Source organism: Citrobacter sp. S46_ASV_140 (assembly GCF_018919545.1).
GTDB lineage: Bacteria > Pseudomonadota > Gammaproteobacteria > Enterobacterales > Enterobacteriaceae > Citrobacter > Citrobacter braakii.
Window position 1 is genome coordinate 1 of the sequence record NZ_JAHLRC010000018.1, and the last position, 19,270, is coordinate 19,270.

General features: G+C 52.2%; 16 protein-coding genes. 10 read left to right on the forward strand and 6 right to left on the reverse strand.

Annotated elements, in window-relative coordinates; genetic code table 11:
• Nucleotides 1–112 precede the first annotated feature (112 nt).
• Nucleotides 113–1,003 carry a LysR family transcriptional regulator gene (locus KQJ19_RS07475; RefSeq protein WP_200010162.1) on the forward strand — a complete coding sequence of 297 codons (891 nt, stop codon included), beginning with the start codon at nucleotides 113–115 and terminating at the stop codon, nucleotides 1,001–1,003.
• Between the two features lie 76 nt (nucleotides 1,004–1,079).
• Here the strand turns inward: KQJ19_RS07475 and fhuE are convergent, their stop codons facing one another.
• Nucleotides 1,080–3,266 carry a ferric-rhodotorulic acid/ferric-coprogen receptor FhuE gene (gene fhuE, locus KQJ19_RS07480; protein ID WP_216403505.1) on the reverse strand — a complete coding sequence of 729 codons (2,187 nt, stop codon included), beginning with the start codon at nucleotides 3,264–3,266 and terminating at the stop codon, nucleotides 1,080–1,082.
• A 348-nt stretch (nucleotides 3,267–3,614) separates the two neighbouring features.
• On the opposite strand from fhuE, the gene hinT reads away from it, so the two are divergent.
• The 8 genes from hinT (at nucleotide 3,615) to KQJ19_RS07520 (ending at nucleotide 9,659) form a co-directional block, all read left to right on the forward strand.
• On the forward strand, nucleotides 3,615–3,974 hold the full coding sequence (gene hinT / locus KQJ19_RS07485; protein WP_016156204.1) for a purine nucleoside phosphoramidase: 360 nt from the start codon (nucleotides 3,615–3,617) through the stop codon (nucleotides 3,972–3,974).
• Between the two features lie 2 nt (nucleotides 3,975–3,976).
• Nucleotides 3,977–4,351, forward strand: coding sequence for a YcfL family protein (locus KQJ19_RS07490; RefSeq protein WP_019076489.1), 375 nt, complete (start codon nucleotides 3,977–3,979; stop codon nucleotides 4,349–4,351).
• Nucleotides 4,352–4,364: 13 nt separating this feature from the next.
• Nucleotides 4,365–5,006: a penicillin-binding protein activator LpoB gene (gene lpoB, locus KQJ19_RS07495; RefSeq protein ID WP_016152673.1), complete on the forward strand. Its 642-nt coding sequence runs from the start codon at nucleotides 4,365–4,367 to the stop codon at nucleotides 5,004–5,006.
• Nucleotides 4,987–5,811, forward strand: coding sequence for a thiamine kinase (thiK, locus tag KQJ19_RS07500; RefSeq protein ID WP_103847903.1), 825 nt, complete (start codon nucleotides 4,987–4,989; stop codon nucleotides 5,809–5,811). Before lpoB ends, thiK begins: the two co-directional genes overlap by 20 nt.
• Nucleotides 5,812–5,821: 10 nt before the next feature.
• The gene (gene nagZ, locus KQJ19_RS07505) at nucleotides 5,822–6,847 is read left to right on the forward strand and encodes a beta-N-acetylhexosaminidase (protein ID WP_216403506.1); all 1,026 of its coding nucleotides are present in this window, start codon (nucleotides 5,822–5,824) and stop codon (nucleotides 6,845–6,847) included.
• 21 nt (nucleotides 6,848–6,868) lie between these two features.
• Nucleotides 6,869–7,411 carry an alpha/beta hydrolase YcfP gene (gene ycfP, locus KQJ19_RS07510; RefSeq protein WP_003030817.1) on the forward strand — a complete coding sequence of 181 codons (543 nt, stop codon included), beginning with the start codon at nucleotides 6,869–6,871 and terminating at the stop codon, nucleotides 7,409–7,411.
• A gap of 236 nt (nucleotides 7,412–7,647) precedes the next feature.
• Nucleotides 7,648–8,952, forward strand: coding sequence for an NADH-quinone dehydrogenase (gene ndh / locus KQJ19_RS07515; protein ID WP_016152676.1), 1,305 nt, complete (start codon nucleotides 7,648–7,650; stop codon nucleotides 8,950–8,952).
• Nucleotides 8,953–9,119: 167 nt separating this feature from the next.
• Complete coding sequence (locus KQJ19_RS07520; protein WP_003030814.1) at nucleotides 9,120–9,659, forward strand: glycine zipper 2TM domain-containing protein; 540 nt, start codon at nucleotides 9,120–9,122, stop codon at nucleotides 9,657–9,659.
• 57 nt (nucleotides 9,660–9,716) lie between these two features.
• Here the strand turns inward: KQJ19_RS07520 and KQJ19_RS07525 are convergent, their stop codons facing one another.
• Nucleotides 9,717–11,897 (reverse strand): TonB-dependent siderophore receptor, encoded by a 2,181-nt coding sequence (locus KQJ19_RS07525; RefSeq protein WP_019076496.1) that lies wholly within the window; start codon nucleotides 11,895–11,897, stop codon nucleotides 9,717–9,719.
• Between the two features lie 254 nt (nucleotides 11,898–12,151).
• Nucleotides 12,152–12,787 carry a TetR family copper-responsive transcriptional repressor ComR gene (gene comR / locus KQJ19_RS07530; protein WP_016156207.1) on the reverse strand — a complete coding sequence of 212 codons (636 nt, stop codon included), beginning with the start codon at nucleotides 12,785–12,787 and terminating at the stop codon, nucleotides 12,152–12,154.
• A gap of 243 nt (nucleotides 12,788–13,030) precedes the next feature.
• On the opposite strand from comR, the gene bhsA reads away from it, so the two are divergent.
• The gene (bhsA, locus tag KQJ19_RS07535) at nucleotides 13,031–13,288 is read left to right on the forward strand and encodes a multiple stress resistance protein BhsA (protein ID WP_029139491.1); all 258 of its coding nucleotides are present in this window, start codon (nucleotides 13,031–13,033) and stop codon (nucleotides 13,286–13,288) included.
• Between the two features lie 85 nt (nucleotides 13,289–13,373).
• On the opposite strand, the gene KQJ19_RS07540 is transcribed toward bhsA, so the two are convergent.
• The 3 genes from KQJ19_RS07540 to KQJ19_RS07550 all read right to left on the reverse strand — a co-directional run bounded on the left by KQJ19_RS07540 (nucleotide 13,374) and on the right by KQJ19_RS07550 (nucleotide 19,117).
• The gene (locus KQJ19_RS07540; protein WP_216403507.1) at nucleotides 13,374–14,339 is read right to left on the reverse strand and encodes a L,D-transpeptidase family protein; all 966 of its coding nucleotides are present in this window, start codon (nucleotides 14,337–14,339) and stop codon (nucleotides 13,374–13,376) included.
• Between the two features lie 148 nt (nucleotides 14,340–14,487).
• A complete protein-coding gene (mfd, locus tag KQJ19_RS07545) occupies nucleotides 14,488–17,934 on the reverse strand; it encodes a transcription-repair coupling factor (RefSeq protein ID WP_016152681.1) in 3,447 nt (1,148 codons plus the stop codon).
• Between the two features lie 118 nt (nucleotides 17,935–18,052).
• Nucleotides 18,053–19,117, reverse strand: a complete 1,065-nt coding sequence (locus KQJ19_RS07550) for an acyltransferase family protein (protein ID WP_153690514.1) — start codon at nucleotides 19,115–19,117, stop codon at nucleotides 18,053–18,055.
• Between the last annotated feature and the right edge of the window lie 153 nt (nucleotides 19,118–19,270).

The window sequence follows — 19,270 nt, forward strand, 5'->3', positions numbered from 1 at the left end:
TAGTTTTTTTACAGTTTTCTACTGGTCAGTTATTTTTCTTTATTGCCATCCCTTGCTATCATGGGCCTGTTATAGGTATTTGTATAATTCCATTTTTTTCAGGGTTCAATAAATGAAAGGAATAGATATAAAACTGCTTCGAGCTTTTGTTACCTTGGCGATGAAAGGAAGTTACAGCAATGCTGCAAAAGAACTCTTCTTGACGCAACCAGCACTATCAAAGCAGATACAGACGCTGGAACATTTGACAGGTGGCGTTCTTTTTTTGCGCGGACGTCATGGCGCAAGTTTAACTGTATTGGGGCAGCAGCTTTTTTCTAAAGCAAATGAGCTTTTACAATCCCATATTGAATTTCTGAACTATGCGAGAGAGGTAAATTCGAAAAATCGTGAAAAGTTATTTATGGGCTTTGGGATTTCGTCATTTCAGCAAGTTCCAAAGTGGATAAGACAATTTCATCAGCAAGTTCCTGAGTGTGAGGTTGTTATTAATCATCTTCCTTCTAGTGTTCAAATGAAAATGCTGTTGGAGGGGCGGTTGCATATTGGTTTTGTGCGGGCACCTGTAAGTAAAGGTCTGGTTTCATATATTCTTTATGAGGAAACGCTGGCGCTTGCTATGCCGGCGAATAGCGATATACACAATATGAATATTCAGAGTGCACTATCGGCATATCCCTTACTCCAACTCGATCCGTCTACCAGCCCTTGCCTTGCTGAACAAACTGCATATTTTCTCCAAAGTAACCAGTTGAAGGCTGTTACGGTGTCCGCTACGGATGATATGACGTCGTTACTGGCATTAATTGCTGGTGGTAACGGCGTTGCCTTTTTACCCGCAAGCGTTCGTACTTTTTTGCCCGCCAATGTTAATTTATTAATGCCTATGGAAAAGCAAATACGCTGGGATATAGGTGTGGTGTGGAACCCAAAAATAAAAAATCATCGTCGGGATGATTTTTTGCGCTTGGTCGTAGCAGGAGATACCTCTATTGTGGTGTAAAAAAGGGGGGAGTTTTCGCCGCAATGTATCAATATCACTCCACCTGACGAGCAGGTGGAGCGTGATGTGTTTCGAATCAGAACTGATAGCTGGCGGTGACGCTGACGTTGCGCGGCTCGCCATAGACGATAGAACCGTCGATATTGGTGTCGTAGGTTTTATCGAACAGGTTATTGAGGTTACCCTGCACAGAGAAGTTTTTCGTCACCTGATAGCGGGTGAATAAATCGACCTGGGCGTAGCTTCCCTGTTCCGCGCGGAATGTGCCATACGGCGTGACCGTATCGCTATAAACACGATTCTGCCAGTTAACCCCACCGCCCACGGTCAGTTCCGGCATGGCAGGCAGGCGATAACGGGTAAACAGTTTTACTGTGGTACGCGGTAGGTTCGGGTTTACCGCATTGCCTTCGTTGTCTTCAGCAACATAGCGTGTCGCGCCGAACGTCATCTGCCAGTTATCGGTGATCGCACCGTTAACTTCGAATTCGACCCCTTTGCTGACCGTTCCATCCATCGCTCTATAGGCCGTGTCGCCATTGCTACCGGCAATTGGTACGCCGGTTGATTGGCCCACGTTATCCTGTTCAATGCGGAAGACCGCGAGGGTGGTGGTTAAACGGCTGTTCATCCAGTCGGACTTCAGGCCAAGTTCATAGTTATTGCCGGTAATTGGGGAGAGATATTTACCGGAACTGTCGCGCTTGTTCTGCGGCTGAAAGATTGAGGTATAGCTGGCGTACGTAGACCAGTTATCGTCAATGTCATACACCAGGCCCGCATACGGCGTGGTATGGTTTTGTTCCATGCTGTAGGCGAGGGTGTCGATACGCCAGTTGGTATAACGCGCGCCGACAATCAAATGCAGTGGGTCGGCCAGCGAAATACGTGTTGCGGCGTAGAGCGATTTCATGTGCGTGGTATCGTCCTGAGCCAATGACTGCGGGTTCCAGTTGGTTTCCGGGAAGTTACCATCGAAGGTATAGAAGCTGCCGATTTCGTTGGGGAATACGTTCGCCCACGCGCTTTCGTAACGGTTATTCTGTTTACTGTAGCTGCCGCCCAGCATCAGATTATGCTGACGACCAAACAGGTCGTAACCGCCGTCGGCGAACAGATCGACGGCATCCACCTTACGCTTGCCGCTGTTCCAGCCGGTACCTCCGACGTAGTCATAGCCCGGACCATAGCTGCCATACGGGCCAATCAGCGTGCCATCGGCTTTATTGACATAGGCATCGACGTACATCATTTTACTGTCAAACTTGACCTCGGAGTGGGTGGCATTCATTGTCGCCTGCCAGGTATCGGAAAAACGTTGCTTGATGGTGACAAACACTTTGTTGAAGTCTTTATCGTTGTACGCCCAGTCCGGCGCAGTGCTGCGCGAGCGGTCATAGCTGTTTTTACTGCCGTCGGTATTCCAGCGCGGCAATCCACCCCAGGTTGGACTGTTGATATCAATGCGCTGGTATTCATAACCCGCAGACAGGCTGGTGGTGTCGCCCAGATCGGCATCGACAATCCCGGAGAAGAACATTTTTTCGCTATTGTAGCGATCAAGCCAGGCGTCGTTATTCTGGTAGCCCGCCACGATGCGCCCGCGCACGTTGCCGTCTGCCGTGAGCGGGCTTTGAAGATCGGTCACATATCGTTGTTTATTCCAACTGCCATATTCCGCAGAAACATTACCGGTGAACTCGCGGCTGGTGGCATGCTTACGGATCATATTAATCGACGCTGAGGGGTTACCCGTCCCGGTCATTAGCCCGTTTGCGCCACGGACCACTTCGACATGCTCAAAAAGGGCCGTGTCGGAAAGGGCATCACCGAGATTCCAGCGGGATTCAAAATAGGTCGGAATCCCATCGACCATATAGTTATCAATCTGAAATCCGCGAGAGTAATAGCTACTGCGATCTGAATCCGCCTGACTTCTGCTTATCCCCAACGTGTTGTCCATCACATCGCCCAGCGTTTGCAGTTGCTGATCTTCCATGCGCTGCTGACTGATAATGCTGACCGATTGCGGAATATCGCGCTGCGTCATCTGCATTTTGGTGCCAGCATTCGTTGATTTAACGCTGTAATCCTGCTCCTCGCTGGATGTGGCTGGAGCAGAGCCCTCAACGATAACCGTCTCTTCAGCAGGGGCTGCGAGGCTGGTGGAAGGCAATAGTGCTAACGTGATGCAGGCTGCCAGTACAGAAGGGGCAAGCCCCGATTGGCGCTGGTCATCCCCGTTGAGTGTTGTGAAAGACATCGAAAAGTCCTTGATAATTATTAATATTAAGTTCGAATCGCTGAGGTTGTGATGAACCCTTTGGTTGTAAATTATTAAGTTTGCATATGAATGCAAATGCGAAATATACGCATTCACATTCAATGTGTAAACAGATGCTACGGCATAAGTGAAATGTTGTTTCAGTACTATGCTTAAGCAATAGCGACGGGAAATGGTTATAAGAACAGCAGTGGCAGGGCTTTTTGCTTAAAAAATCGAGGGTTAAAGTTGAAAGAGCGTGAGTAACTCGCTCATACTCTATACTCGCAGAGTGACCCGGCGTAGCATGGCATAACGCTTGGGCTGTTAATGAAAAAGGAAAACGTCGTGGCAGAAGAAACTATATTCAGCAAAATTATCCGTCGTGAAATTCCGTCAGATATCGTGTACCAGGATGAACTGGTCACTGCGTTTCGTGATATTTCCCCTCAGGCACCTACGCACATTCTGATCATTCCTAACGTCCTGATCCCGACCGTCAACGATGTGACGGCGGAACACGAGCAGGCGTTGGGTCGCATGATCACCGTAGCGGCGAAAATCGCCGAGCAGGAAGGCATTGCTGCGGATGGGTATCGTTTAATTATGAATACCAATCGTCACGGCGGTCAGGAGGTGTATCACATTCATATGCACCTGCTGGGTGGACGTGCGCTGGGTCCAATGCTTGCGCATAAAGGTCTCTAAGCATGACCAGAGGATGCATTGCACTTTCACTGAGCTTGCTGCTACTGGCTGGCTGTCGGGCACATCCTGAAATCCCGGTAAGTGATGAACAGTCGCTGGTGATGGAATCAACGATTCTGGCGTCGGGCATTACAGCAGAACAGCCGACGTTAACCACGTCTGATATTCAGGCCTCAGCATCCTCGCGACTTTATAACGAAAGACAAGAACCCGTTACCGTTCATTATCGGTTTTACTGGTATGACGCCAGAGGACTGGAAATGCATCCTCTGGAAGCGCCACGCAGCGTGACTATCCCGGCTCATTCGTCGGTGACGCTGTACGGCAGCGCCAATTTTCTGGGGGCGCACAAGGTTAGACTTTATCTTTATTTGTAAGGGGTGAATCTTGATGATCAAAATGAATCGCTACGCACTGATTGCCGCGCTGGCGATGTTTCTCTCTGGCTGTGTGGCGCAACGTGAGCCCGCACCCGTAGAGGAAGTGAAGCCGGTGCCGGAACAGCCCGCGCAGCCGCAACAGCCGGTGCCGGTTGTACCAACGGTGCCAAGCATACCGCAGCAGCCGGGTCCGATTGAGCACGAGGACCAAACGGCGCAGCCGACGCCGCGTCAACGTCACTATGACTGGAACGGGGCTATGCAGCCGATGGTCGGTAAAATGCTGCAGGCTGACGGCGTCAAAGCGGGAGGCGTTCTGCTGGTTGATAGCGTGAATAACCGGACCAACGGCTCGTTGAACGCCGGTGAAGCCACCGAGACCTTGAGGAACGCGCTGGCGAATAACGGCAAGTTTACCCTGGTTTCCGCCCAGCAGTTGGCTGTCGCCAAACAGCAGTTAGGTCTGTCGCCGAACGACAGTCTGGGAACGCGCAGCAAAGCGATTGGTATCGCCCGTAACGTTGGCGCACAGTATGTGCTCTATTCCAGCGCCTCCGGCAACGTCAATTCGCCGGCGCTGCAAATGCAATTAATGCTGGTACAAACTGGCGAGATAATCTGGTCAGGTAAAGGTGCCGTACAGCAACAATAACCGACTGACGCGCGACGAGGTGTTGTCGCGCTATTTCCCGCAGTATCATCCCGTCGTAGCCAACCAGAGCGGCCTGAGCGGCGGGAGCTGCATCATCGAACACGATACCCACCGCTTAGTGTTGCGCTGTCATCACGACCCTGACGCACCGGAATCGTATTTCTTACGCCACTATCACGCGTTAAAGCACCTGCCTGAAAGCCTTGCGCCGCGCCCCCGCTTTTATATACGTGGGTGGATGGCGGTCGACTTTTTTCACGGTAAGGTAGAATCCAGATTGCCGGACGCCGACGAACTCGCTGGCTTATTGTATCATCTGCACCAACACCCCCAATTGGGCTGGCGAATCAGTCTGCTGCCGCTACTCGAACAGTACTGGCAGTGTGGCGATCCGGCGCGTCGCACGCCATGCTGGTTGCGAGCGTTGAAGCGACTCAGGAAAAGCGGTGAGCCTCGACCTTTGCGTCTGGGGCCTCTGCATATGGATGTCCACGGTGACAACATCGTACGTACAGCATCAGGGCTGCGGCTGATTGACTGGGAATATGCCGGAGACGGTGATATCGCTCTGGAGCTGGCGGCGGTTTGGGTCAACGACGAATCTCAGCACCAACGGCTGGTTAGCGCCTACGCCCAACGAGCGCACATTGAACAAAACGCGCTGTGGCGGCAGGTCAGACGATGGCGGCCCTGGGTCATAATGCTGAAAGCGGGGTGGTTTGAGTATCGCTGGCGACAAACCGGCGATCGACAATTTATCAGGCTGGCCGATGAAACCTGGCGGCAGCTAATAATGAAAGGATAAGGAGAGCAGTGTGGGCCCAGTAATGTTGGATGTCGAAGGGTATGAGCTGGACGCTGAAGAGCGCGAGATTCTGGCGCATCCGCTGGTAGGTGGGTTGATCCTCTTTACCCGAAATTATCATGACCCGGAACAGTTGCGTGAATTAGTGCGCCAGATTCGCGCGGCATCACGCAATCATCTGGTGGTGGCGGTAGATCAGGAAGGCGGCAGGGTACAGCGTTTTCGCGAAGGATTTACGCGTCTGCCCGCGGCCCAATCCTTTGCTGCACTGCACGGTCTGGAAGAAGGCGGCAATCTGGCGCAGGACGCCGGATGGCTAATGGCCAGCGAAATGATCGCAATGGATATAGATATCAGTTTTGCGCCGGTGCTGGATGTGGGGCATATCAGCGCGGCGATTGGCGAACGCTCTTACCATGCCGATCCGCGGAAAGCGCTGGCTATGGCGACCCGCTTCATTGACGGTATGCATGCTGCTGGCATGAAAACTACCGGTAAACATTTCCCCGGGCATGGGGCAGTGACGGCGGATTCGCATAAAGAAACCCCAACCGATCCACGTTTAGAAGCCGAAATTCGTGCAAAAGATATGTCCGTGTTCCAGACGTTGATTACGGAAAACAAACTCGATGCCATTATGCCTGCGCATGTCATCTACAGTGACGTGGACCCGCGTCCGGCGAGCGGTTCGCCACACTGGCTGAAAACGGTGCTGCGTCAGGAGCTTGGTTTCGATGGCGTCATTTTCTCCGATGATTTGTCGATGGAAGGGGCGGCGATTATGGGAAGCTATGCTGAGCGTGGTCAGGCATCGCTGGATGCGGGTTGCGATATGATCCTGGTCTGCAATAATCGTAAGGGAGCGGTCAGTGTGTTAGATAATCTGTCGCCGATCAATGCAGAACGTGTTACACGTTTGTATCATAAAGGTTCATTTTCACGTCAGGAACTGATGGACTCGGCACGCTGGAAGACGGTAAGCGCCCAGCTCAACCAGCTTCATGAGCGCTGGCAGGAAGAGAAAGCAGGTCATTAACGCAAGTTTGGCGAGGATGCGATGATTATCTATTTACACGGTTTTGACTCTAACAGCCCGGGCAACCACGAAAAGGTGTTGCAGCTGCAGTTCATCGACCCGGATGTCAGGCTGATTAGCTACAGTACGCGGCATCCTAAACATGACATGCAGCATCTACTGAAAGAAGTGGACAAAATGCTGCAGCTTAATGTGGACGACCGTCCGCTGATTTGTGGCGTGGGACTGGGGGGATATTGGGCTGAACGGATTGGTTTCCTGTGTGATATTCGTCAGGTAGTGTTTAATCCCAACCTGTTCCCATATGAGAACATGGAAGGAAAAATCGACAGGCCTGAAGAGTATGCCGATATCGCGACAAAATGCGTGACCAATTTCCGCGAAAAGAATCGCGATCGCTGCCTGGTGATCCTGTCACGTCATGATGAAGCGCTCAATAGTCAGCGTTCGTCAGAAGAGCTGCATCATTTTTACGAGATAGTCTGGGACGAAGAGCAGACGCACAAGTTTAAGAATATCTCCCCGCATTTGCAGCGCATCAAAGCGTTCAAGACGTTAGGTTAATCCTCAATGAACGTGTAAAAAACCAGCCTTCGGGCTGGTTTTTTTGTTCTTAAAGTTCGTGTTGTCTATCTTTTCAGCATCAAAACTTGATACACATCAATTTTGGTATGACCAATGCACCGTTCGTGTTATTCTCACTCTCGAAGAACATTTTCATTATCGTAACTTGTTGTTAATTAAAGGCTATGCCTATAACTTTTAATTAACAATTGGTTAATAAATTTAAGGGGGTCACGTTGACTACACCATTAAAAAGAATCGTGATTGTCGGCGGCGGTGCTGGCGGACTGGAAATGGCGACGCAGCTGGGTAAAAAGCTGGGGCGCAAGAAAAAGGCCAAAATCACGCTGGTGGACAGAAACCACAGCCATTTATGGAAACCGTTACTGCATGAAGTCGCGACGGGTTCCCTGGACGAAGGCGTGGATGCGCTGAGCTATCTGGCGCATGCCCGTAACCACGGTTTCCAGTTTCAGTTGGGTTCGGTGGTGGATATCGATCGCGAAGCGAAAACCATTACTCTTGCCGAGCTGCGCGATGAGAAGGGCGAGCTGCTGGTTCCTGAGCGCAAAGTCCCGTATGACACGCTGGTGATGGCGTTGGGTAGTACCTCCAACGATTTCAATACGCCGGGCGTCAAAGAAAACTGCATTTTCCTGGATAACCCGCATCAGGCGCGTCGTTTCCACCAGGAGATGCTGAATCTGTTCCTGAAGTATTCCGCGAATCTGGGCGCTAATGGCAAAGTAAATATCGCCATTGTCGGCGGCGGTGCGACGGGGGTTGAACTCTCAGCCGAGCTGCACAATGCGGTAAAACAGCTGCACAGCTATGGTTACAAAGGGCTGACCAACGAAGCGCTGAACGTTACGCTGGTAGAAGCCGGTGAGCGTATTCTGCCTGCGTTGCCGCCGCGTATTTCCAGTGCTGCGCATAATGAGTTAACCAAACTGGGCGTACGCGTACTGACCCAGACGATGGTAACCAGCGCTGATGAAGGCGGACTGCATACCAAGGATGGCGAGTACATTGAAGCCGATCTGATGGTGTGGGCTGCGGGGATCAAAGCGCCAGACTTTATGAAAGACATTGGCGGTCTGGAAACCAATCGTATTAACCAACTGGTGGTTGAGCCGACTCTGCAGACCACGCGCGATCCCGACGTGTACGCGATTGGCGACTGCGCTTCCTGCGCTCGCCCGGAAGGTGGTTTTGTGCCGCCGCGCGCTCAGGCTGCGCACCAGATGGCAAGCTGCGCAATGAACAACATTTTGGCGCAGATGAACGGCAAGCCGCTGAAAGCGTATCAGTACAAAGACCACGGCTCTCTGGTTTCACTTTCTAACTTCTCTACCGTGGGTAGCCTGATGGGCAACTTGACCCGTGGTTCGATGATGGTAGAAGGGCGTATTGCGCGCTTTGTGTACATCTCACTGTACCGCATGCACCAGATTGCTCTGCACGGTTACTTTAAAACCGGTCTGATGATGCTGGTTGGCAGCATTAACCGGGTGATCCGCCCGCGTCTGAAACTGCATTAATACGGCTTATGGCGTCGGATGTTTATACTTATCCGGCGCCTTCCTTCAGAGTTCTCCGAATCATCCTGCCTTCGCTCCTCCTCGTGCTATTTTCATCCGTAATCTGATTGGCATTCCTTACCTTCTGTTGCAAAGTTGTTGCTAATAGCAAAAAAGGAGGAAGTCCCGTGAATAAATCTATGTTGGCGGGTATAGGGATTGGCGTAGCTGCTGCGCTGGGTGTTGCAGCGGTGGCCAGTCTTAACGTTTTCGAGCGTGGCCCACAGTATGCACAAGTTGTCTCTGCAACACCGATTAAAGAGTCGGTAAAAACACCGCGCCAGGAGTGTCGGAACGTGACGGTCACACACCGTAAGCCGGTACAAGATGAAAACCGTATCGCGGGTTCCGTGCTGGGTGCGGTTGCTGGTGGCGTTATCGGCCATCAGTTTGGCGGCGGACGCGGTAAAGATATTGCTACCGTGGCTGGTGCTTTAGGCGGCGGTTATGCAGGTAACCAGATCCAGGGTTCGATGCAAGAAAATGATACGTACACTACTACGCAGCAGCGTTGTAAAACGGTGTATGACAAATCTGAAAAAATGCTGGGCTACGACGTGACGTACAAAATTGGCGATCAGCAGGGGAAAATCCGTATGGATAAGGACCCCGGCGCGCAAATTCCGTTGGATAACAACGGACAGTTGGTACTGAATAACAAAGCGTAAAATAGCATTATCCTGAACATTAGCCCCCCATTCGCTCAGGCTGGGGGGCTTTTTTTATCAGAAGGTTAAGGCGTAGTTCAGACCAAACGTGCGGCCCCGGCCCTTGTATTCATACAGTGACGGGCTACCGTAGGTTGGGCTGTACAGCAGTGGCGCACGTTGTCCCCACAGCGTGGTGTACTCTTCATTCAGCAGGTTTTCCACGCTAAAGGTCAGTTTACCCAACGGGAGCTGATAGCTGCCGATAAAGTCCATCGTGTTATAGCCGTCCAGCTTATTGCCGCTGGCGTCCGTCAGATCAAATGTTTGCTGGCTCTGTACGCGCAATGTCCACGGTTCAGGTGCCCAGCCGACCCACGCGGTGGCTTTGGACGGGGAAGCCAGGGTGACATCCCATTTCTGCCACTTACCGTTTTGCTTCACTTCCGATTTAATGACGTTGAAGTTGCCGCCCAGACTCCAGTCCGTATCCGCAATGAAATAATCCACCGCACCTTCAAGGCCATAAATACGGCGATCGTCGGGCTGGACGTTAATGGTCATATCGCTGCGGTTGATAACGATCGATTTATCCGAAGTAGAGTAGTAAGCGGCCAACTGCGTGCGCAGACTGTCGCCAGTGTAGCGCCATCCCAGTTCGTAGGAGTTAACTTTAATCCCCTCCAGGCGTGAATCCGCCACGTTGACGCTGCGCTGGAGCTGGTAATGATCGCCAACCAGGGAATAGGTGCCGTTACCGTAATATTTCCCCGGGTCTGGAAGCTCCACGCCCTGAGAGAAGTTAAACCATGTCTGCTGACGGTCGGTCAGGTGGGCGAGGATACCGGCGTTAAACAGGAAATTATCGTAATCGGTTTTACCGCCAGGAATGGTATCGGCGGAGTTTGCCAGGCCGGTGGCAATTCCCTGTTGTTGGGCATAGCCAACGAAATCATCCACCCTGTTTTCGGTCCATTGATAGCGCACACCGCCGCTGAGGGTAAAAATGTCGTTAATGTCATAGCTGTTCTGCAGGAAAGGCGCGAAGTTGGTGATGCTGTAACCGGGGTAACGCCCGGTGGTATAAGCGGTTCGGTTGTCCATACCGCCGGAGGGCAGGGACCAGGCCAGATCGAAGAATTTCTGATTGGAATCGAAGGTTTCGTGATCGGCATCGACACCCCACGTCAGCTCCCAGTTGTCCATCAGCTGGCTGTTGAGGGTGATTTTGGCACCAAACTGGTCTGTGTCCTGCTGCGATGCGGAGAAACTGGTGACCTTGCCTTTGCTCAGCGTAGGGAAGGGGTAGAATTTCAGCGATTCGTCACGGTAATAGATTTGGCTGACCAGGTTCTGGCCGAAGAAATCCGCGTCTGAATACTGCAGGCTGATCAGATGACGCTCGGTGCCGGGAATACGATCGGAATTCAGTCCGCTGCTGGTATAAGCCTTACCGTTTCCCGTCACGGCGGACATGTTCTCGCCAAGATCCAGTCCGTAATCGTCATCCCCCTGGCTCTTATAATACTGCGTAACCAGTTGTAACTGACGGTTGTCGTCAAGCTCAATCGTTCCTGTGCCCATCACGTCAAGACGATCGGAGTGCTGCAGGCCGGTTTGGGTGTTATCCAGCAGCAGGGCATCGTGATTGCCGTCATACCAGCCGCCAAACCGTTGATACGCGACGGACATGCGCCCGGAAGCGCGATCGGTTCCTCCGCTCACCGCCGCGGCAACGCGTTCATCATGATCGTTACTGTTATTGAAGCCGCTTTTACTCCCCAGTTCGAGTTCTACTTCACGCTCCGGCTGGCCTTTTTTGGTGACAATGTTGATTAACCCACCGGTACTGCCGCCGCCATACAGTGAGGTTGCACCTGAGATGACTTCAATGTGTGCGATGTTAAACGGATCAATAGAATCAAGTTGACGACTGTCAGTACGCGAGGAGTTCAGACGGACACCGTCTATCAGTACTACGATGGCACGACCGCGCATATTCATGCCGTAGTTTGTGCGCCCCTGGCTGCTGACATCGATTCCTGGGATTAACTGAGCAAGAACATCTTTGAACTCTTTCCCCCCCTGAACCTGCTGTTCAATCTCGCTTCCTTCAATAACCCAGGTCGTTTGCGCCATTTCTGCCACGGTGCGTTGACTACGGTTGGCACTGACGATGAGGTTATCTTCCTCAGCCGCGATGGCTGGGAGAGTTAAAGACAACAAGAGAGGATTGAGCACCCAGAGACGCTTATGCATTTGTATTCCTTTTAAAAAGAGTCGATCTGTTTTTGTTATGGCGGTAGAGAAACCGATGGTTACATTGTGAAACAGGTGTTAAAACAAATGCGAATATTGCTGATAATAATTGTTGTTATCAATACATTTTACAAAAAATGATCGGATAAGATGATGAAAACACTGAATAATGTAGGGGTAATCCGCGGAAATCTAACCGGGGGCTTAATCAGCTCCCGGTGGTGTCAGTACTGCGGGGAAATAGCGGGAAAGGGTTAAACTTTGATAAGTTCAGGCCACAGTCGCAGAGTCGTGTGTGCGATCTGCATCAGTTTTTCAAACGTCGCGCCTTCACGGGCGCTGATCGACATACCCTGTAAAATACAGTTCAGGTATTCGGCCAGTTTTTGCACGTCGCAATGGGCCGGAATTTCGCCTCGTTGCTGGCGCTGGTGAAGGAACTGGGTAAGCGTCTGTTCCTGCATGGCATGGCGGGATTTCACCGTGTGCGCAATATCCCGGGAAGAGGCCGCCAGTGTCGCAGATGTGTTAATCATGAAACATCCCGCCGGGGTGTCTTTACTGGTAAAGCAGGTCGCTATTGCGGTGAAATAGTCTTCCAGCGCGCACTCAAGACTTTTTTCTTCACAAAATAACTGGGCTTCATGTTTCGCCGCGAAGCGAGTGATGTAGCGGTCCAGTACGGCACGAAACAACCCCTCTTTATTGGTGAACTCCGCATACAGCGTGGGCGCTTTTGCGCCAGTTGCTTCTACGAGATCGGCGAGCGATGTCGCTTCATACCCGTGCTGCCAGAAGAGTGTCATGGCCTTATCAAGCGCGGCTTCCCTGTCGAACACTTTTGGTCGGCCACGGCTTTTTTTAGCACAACCTGTCATTTCAGTTGTCATGGCGCCGATGTACCTTTGTTGGGTTTATTGAATAACCATTATAAAAATATTCGACTGCACACTCCAGCGGATTAGCGATAAAAATAATTTAACGCTATTGATATGAAAAATAAGGTCTTTGTATTTTATATAACGATCATTATAAAAAAATGTTGACGTGTGACCTGGATCACATCTATGATTTACCTATCGATCGTTAAGTTAATCTTTGCGACATACATTCATCTGCTAAAGGTCACTATCATGAAAAACGTAAAAACTCTGTTTGTTGCTGCTGTTCTTAGCTCACTCTCATTTGCAAGCTTTGCTGCCGTTGAAGTTCAGGCCACACCTGCGGGCCAACAGAAAGTCGGTACTATTTCTGCGAATGCGGGGACTAACTTAGGTTCTCTGGAAGATCAACTGGCGCAGAAAGCGGATGAGATGGGGGCGAAGTCTTTCCGTATTACTTCCGTTACCGGTCCTAACACCCTCCACGGGACTGCAGTTATCTACAAATAAGATTTAACTCATCGCAATGCCACTGCGAGTTAAATAAAAAACCCCCGCGGAATAAAATCCAGCGGGGGTTTTTTATGCGCTGAGTTTACAGCGGTTGTTGAGCAACGTCGTGATGACGGGTGACATCGACCGGCATGCCTGAGCGAATCTCCATCGCATGTTCCATGACGGCAGAGTCCGTTTGCGCCGCATTCTTAAACGTCTGCATGGATGCGTTCAGCACGATCGGCAGCAATTGCGGGTCGTCATTGATTTTTTCGGACAACGGCTGGTGTACTTCAACCAGGCGCACGCCGTTAGGTTCAACAGATGCTTTGATTGGCGTATTGATAATATTGACCTTGGTCCCTGGCTTCACCTGACGGAACAGGGTTTCGATATCACCGTCGCGTAGACGAATACAGCCGGAACTGACGCGCATTCCGATGCCAAAGTCAGCATTAGTTCCGTGCAGCAGGTACACGCCGCCGTATGCCGCTAAGCGAATGGCATGATGGCCCATCGGGTTATCCGGCCCGGCAGGCACCACGGCAGGAAGGTCGATTCCGTTCGCTTTGTATCGCGCGCGGATATTTGCCGTAGGCGTCCAGGTCGGGTTGGCACGTTTATCAGAGATGGTGGTTACCATTGTGGGCGTCAGCGTGTCACCGCCTAACTGACCAATACCAATAGGATACACGGTCACCGAATTTGTCCCCGGCTGGTAATAATAAAGACGCAGTTCGGCGAGGTTGATAACAATGCCTTCGCGTGGCGCATCCGGCAGCAGGGTTTGTAACGGAATAGTCAGCACGCTGCCCGGACGTGGTGCGTAAGGGTCAACGCCGGGGTTGGCCTGTAGCAGCGCCAGAAAGCCGACATTGTATTTTTTCGCAATCGCTTCCAGAGAACCGCCATTGTCTTCGACAACGTGAACGGCATTCTGACCCACCACACGGCTTCCCGGTGGCGGCAGCGGCCAGGTATTTGCCTGGGCCGGAAGTGCTAACGCGAAGGTCGCGGCAAGCGTAAAAAATGCTAACCAGCGAGAGAGTCGTTTATTGTTTAACATCACCATAAATCCATTGTTTTTACGTGGTTTTTATTATGTAAAAGTAAACAAGAATTATGGCGGTTTGCAGTGTCGGGAAGTGCAGGGAAGTGCAAAGAGTTTGTAAATTCATCAGGCCGGGTGAGTGGAGGACTCACCCGGCTTGACGCTAGGCTACGGCGTTCTCTTCAAGCTGGCGCATAAACTGGCGAACCCAGTCGATCCGTGCTTTACGCTCGCCCAACTCCTGCATGAATTTCAGGCGTGTTGGACCATCCAGACGGAAGTGCTGCGGTTGTTTTTGCAGTAAACCAATTAGCCAGACCGGGTTAACGTGGTTTTTCTCGGCAAACTCAATAGTACCGCCTTTTTCATTGCCTTCGAGCTTTCTGATCCCCAGTTTCTGCGCCTGCTGGCGTAAACGGGCAATATCCAGCAACGTCCGGGCCGGGTCGGGCAGCAGGCCAAAACGGTCTATCAGCTCGACCTTAATTTCTTCCAGCTCGGTTTCGCCTTTCGCACTGGCAATGCGCTTGTAGAACGACAGTCGCGTGTTGACATCCGGGATATAGTTATCCGGCAGAAGCGATGGCATGCGCAGTTCGACTTCGGTTTGCTGGCTGGTGAGATCTTCCAGCGACGGTTCACGCCCTTCTTTGAGCGCATCGACAGCGTTTTCCAGCAGCTCCATATACAGTGAGAAACCGATGCTTTCCATGGAGCCACTTTGATCTTCGCCCAGCAGTTCCCCTGCGCCACGAATTTCGAGGTCGTGGGTCGCCAGCGCAAAACCTGCACCTAAATCTTCCAGCGAGGCGATGGCTTCCAGGCGTTTTTGTGCGTCGGTGGTCATCGCTTTTGGGTGCGGCGTTAGCAGCCAGGCGTATGCCTGATGATGTGAGCGTCCCACACGACCCCGTAGCTGATGCAATTGCGCTAAACCGAAGTGGTCAGCTCGTTCAATGATGATGGTGTTGGCAGTGGGAATGTCGATCCCGGTTTCGATAATGGTGGTACACACCAGCACGTTAAAACGCTGGTGGTGGAAATCGTTCATCACGCGTTCCAGTTCGCGCTCGCGCATTTGCCCGTGGCCGATACCAATGCGCGCTTCCGGCACCAGTTCCGCTAATCTGTCAGCGGTTTTCTGGATATTTTCGACGTCGTTAAAGAGATAATAAACTTGTCCCCCGCGCATAACTTCACGCAGGATAGCCTCACGTACCACCAGGTTGTCATATTCGCGCACGAAGGTTTTGACCGCCAGACGACGAGCGGGCGGTGTGGCGATGATCGACAGATCGCGCATGCCGCTCATCGCCATGTTGAGCGTGCGTGGAATTGGCGTTGCCGTCAGAGTCAGAATATCTACATCCGCGCGCATTGCCTTGATACGCTCTTTGTGGCGAACGCCGAAACGGTGCTCTTCATCGACAATCAGCAGACCCAGATCTTTTAGCTTCACATCCGCTTGCAGCAGTTTGTGAGTGCCGATGAGAATATCGATTTTACCTTCGGCAACCTGCTCCAGAATCTGCGCTTGCTCTTTGGCGCTACGGAAACGGGACAGCATCTCAATGCGTACCGGCCAGTTGGCAAAGCGGTCGCGGAAGTTGTCGAAGTGCTGCTGAGCGAGCAGGGTGGTCGGTACCAACACGGCAACCTGCTTGTGATTCTCTACGGCGAGAAAGGCGGCACGCATCGCGACTTCGGTTTTACCAAAGCCGACATCGCCACACACCAGGCGGTCCATGGCCAGTGGTTGACACATATCGCTGAGTACCGCGTTGATCGCCTGCGCCTGGTCCGGCGTGGTTTCAAACGGGAAGCTGTCGCAAAACAGCTGATACTGTTCACGGTCATGCTTAAAGGCAAAGCCTTCTTTCGCTGCGCGCTGGGCATAAATATCCAGCAGCTCTGCCGCGACATCGCGGACTTTCTCAGCGGCTTTCTGTCGGGCGCGTGACCAGGCATCACCGCCCAGTTTATGCAGCGGCGCATTCTCTTCCGCGCCGCCGGCGTAGCGGCTTATCAGATGCAGCGACGACACCGGCACATACAGTTTGGCGTCGTTGGCATAGGTGAGCATCAGGTATTCACCGGTAATGCCGCCTGCTTCCAGCGTGGTCATACCGGCATAGCGACCCACGCCGTGCTCCAGATGCACTACTGGCTGACCGGGATGCAGCTCCGCGAGGTTACGAATTAACGTGTCCGGGTTGATGGTGCGACGAGAATCCTGGCGGCGACGCGCCACACGTTCACCGAGCAGATCGCTTTCACAAATCAGCGCCAGATTGCGTTTGCTATCGATGAAGCCGTGCTCGGCTGAGCCAATCATCAGATAACGACCGTTGTCTACGGCTTCGTCGAGTCGCAATATCCGCTTCGGCGCGACTTTGATGCGGGCGAGCAGTTCGCCTAGCGCTTCCCGGCGTCCTTCACTTTCCACCGAGAAAATTACCGGACCGGTAAAGCCCTCCAGGAATTTACGTAATGCATCTAACGGTGCTTTTTGCTGTGCCTGAACGGCGATATCTGGCAGCTTCTGGAACCCGAGGTTGGTATTCGCCGCTTTCTTCGGCAGACTCTCGGTTTTCAGCTGAACACGCGGCCAGCGTTTAAGTTCAGAAAACAGCTCATCAACCCGCAGCCACAGCGATTCCGGTGGCAGAAGCGGGCGCATCGGATCAACGCCGCGATTCTCAAAGCGTGACAGGGTATCGGCCTGGAAGCGTGCAGCGCTGGTCTCGATATCGCCGGTATTTACCAACAACGTATTGGCGGGGAAGTAGCTGAACAGCGGCGGCAGCGGCTCGCTGAAAAACAGCGGCTGCCAGTATTCAATCCCCGTAGGTAACGTGCCTTTGCTGACCTGTTGATAAATATGCTCGGCGTCGCGTTTTACCTCAAACGTATCACGCCACTGACTACGGAACAGTTCGATGGCCGTTTTGTCAGTCGGGAATTCGTGTGCGGGCAGCAAATTAATGGCATCGACTTCTTCCAGCGTGCGCTGAGTGTCAGTATCAAACAGACGCAGGCTGTCGATTTCGTCATCAAAGAAATCCAGACGATAAGGCAATTCGCTGCCCATCGGGAACAGATCTAACAACGCGCCACGCGTGGCGTATTCGCCGTGTTCCATGACCTGATCAACATGGCGATAGCCAGCACTGTCCAGTTGTTCGCGCAGGGCGTCGCGCGAAAGCCGCTGGCCTTTTTTCATGACCAGCGCATGACCGTGCAGATAGCTGTGCGGACAGACACGCTGCATCAGCGTATTTACCGGAACGATCAGCACGCCGCGCTGCATGGCGGGCAGTTGATACAGCGTGGAGAGCCGTGAGGAGATAATCTCCTGATGGGGAGAAAAGCTGTCATAGGGAAGCGTTTCCCAGTCGGGCAGGTTCATCACCATCTGGTCAGTAAACTGACGAATTTCATCATGCAGACGCAAAGCATTTTGCATGTCCGGCGCGATCAGCACCACTGGACCCGCGTGACGTTCGGCGATTTCGGCGACCAGTGTTGCGCAGGCGGCACCCGTAAGCTCACCCAACTGGCGCTGATCGGAAGCGCCCGTTGGGAGCGTGTAACGATGTTGTTCAGGCATTCGGTTGTCAGGATCTCGTTTAGATATACATCTGATAAGCAATGTTCTTTATTATCCGTGATCGTTTCTCATAAGCAAATTGATTCGCCCCCGAATGGGGGCAAAAAGCGCGAAGGGGTTAGCGCGAGGCGAGCGATAAAGAGGGCGGGGAAAAGAGCAGATCGGCCACGGTTTTTTGTGAAATCTTACGCACCAGCAGGCCAAACAGGGTGCACAGCAGCAGACAGGCGAACGGATACACCAGTAGCAGGGCCAGCTCCGCGTATGCAGGCCAGGCGGCATGATTGATTTTGGGGATAAGCGTTAAGCTGAACAGCTCAACCAGAATACGGTGTGTGGTGTAGATGGCGATGGTATTGGCGCCAATCACGCTTAACGGACTGGACGCGCGCATGCCAAAGTGGAGCTCGAACTGATAAAACAGCTTCATGATCAGCACAATGGAAAGGAGAGAAAGCAATAGCGAGACATTTGCCAGCCACGCGACGACGGCGACGATTGTGCTACCCAGAACAATGACCGCATGGCGGCGCAGGGGCACCTCCTTGATCCACGCCATCAGCGTTGCGCCAAACCATGCGCCGAGGCTATACCAGGGCAAATTGCGAATCACGCTGTTCATTCCCCACCACGGGGTCGGGAAAAAATTGATCGCCACGCTCAGCGCCACAAATAACGCTAACAGCGGCATCGCCCAACGGCTGAAAATTTTACACAGAACAAAATAGACAATCAGCGCGTACAGATACCACAGGCTGGTGCTGGCGGTCAGCATCCCGTGGGTAAAACCCGCAATCGAATCCGCATAAGCGGCGTTGGCGGCATGGGTCAGATCGCGCTGCGGGGCGAGCCAGTTATTGAGCGCCACCAACGCCAGCCATTGCACCACTCCCCAAAGCACCAGCACCCAGGCGATACTCCAGATCCGTTTATCCACGCAGGTTGTCCATGGGACGTTATCGATGTAGCGACGGATCAGATACCCCGAAATAAAGAAAAACACCGGCATGCGAAACGGTGCCAGGTACAAATTGAGGTAAATCCAGCATTTGCTCAACACCTCTGACAGTGGATGCTGAAAAGTGGTGAGGTGCGGGTAAAATGTGATCACTGAGTGGTAAATCACCACCAGGCAAATGCATAACCCCTTGATTTGATTAATCCATAGTTCTTTTTTATTCATTGAGACGGCGCATCCATATTGATTGCAATAGCCTGCCATCCTGCGCAACCTGCTGTGCGCTGTAATGCGTAACTGTCTGCATTTTGTTTTTTTAGGATAAAGGTCAGGGATCAGGGTTGCAGGGAAGAGGGACAACTTTAGCGGTTTGATTTA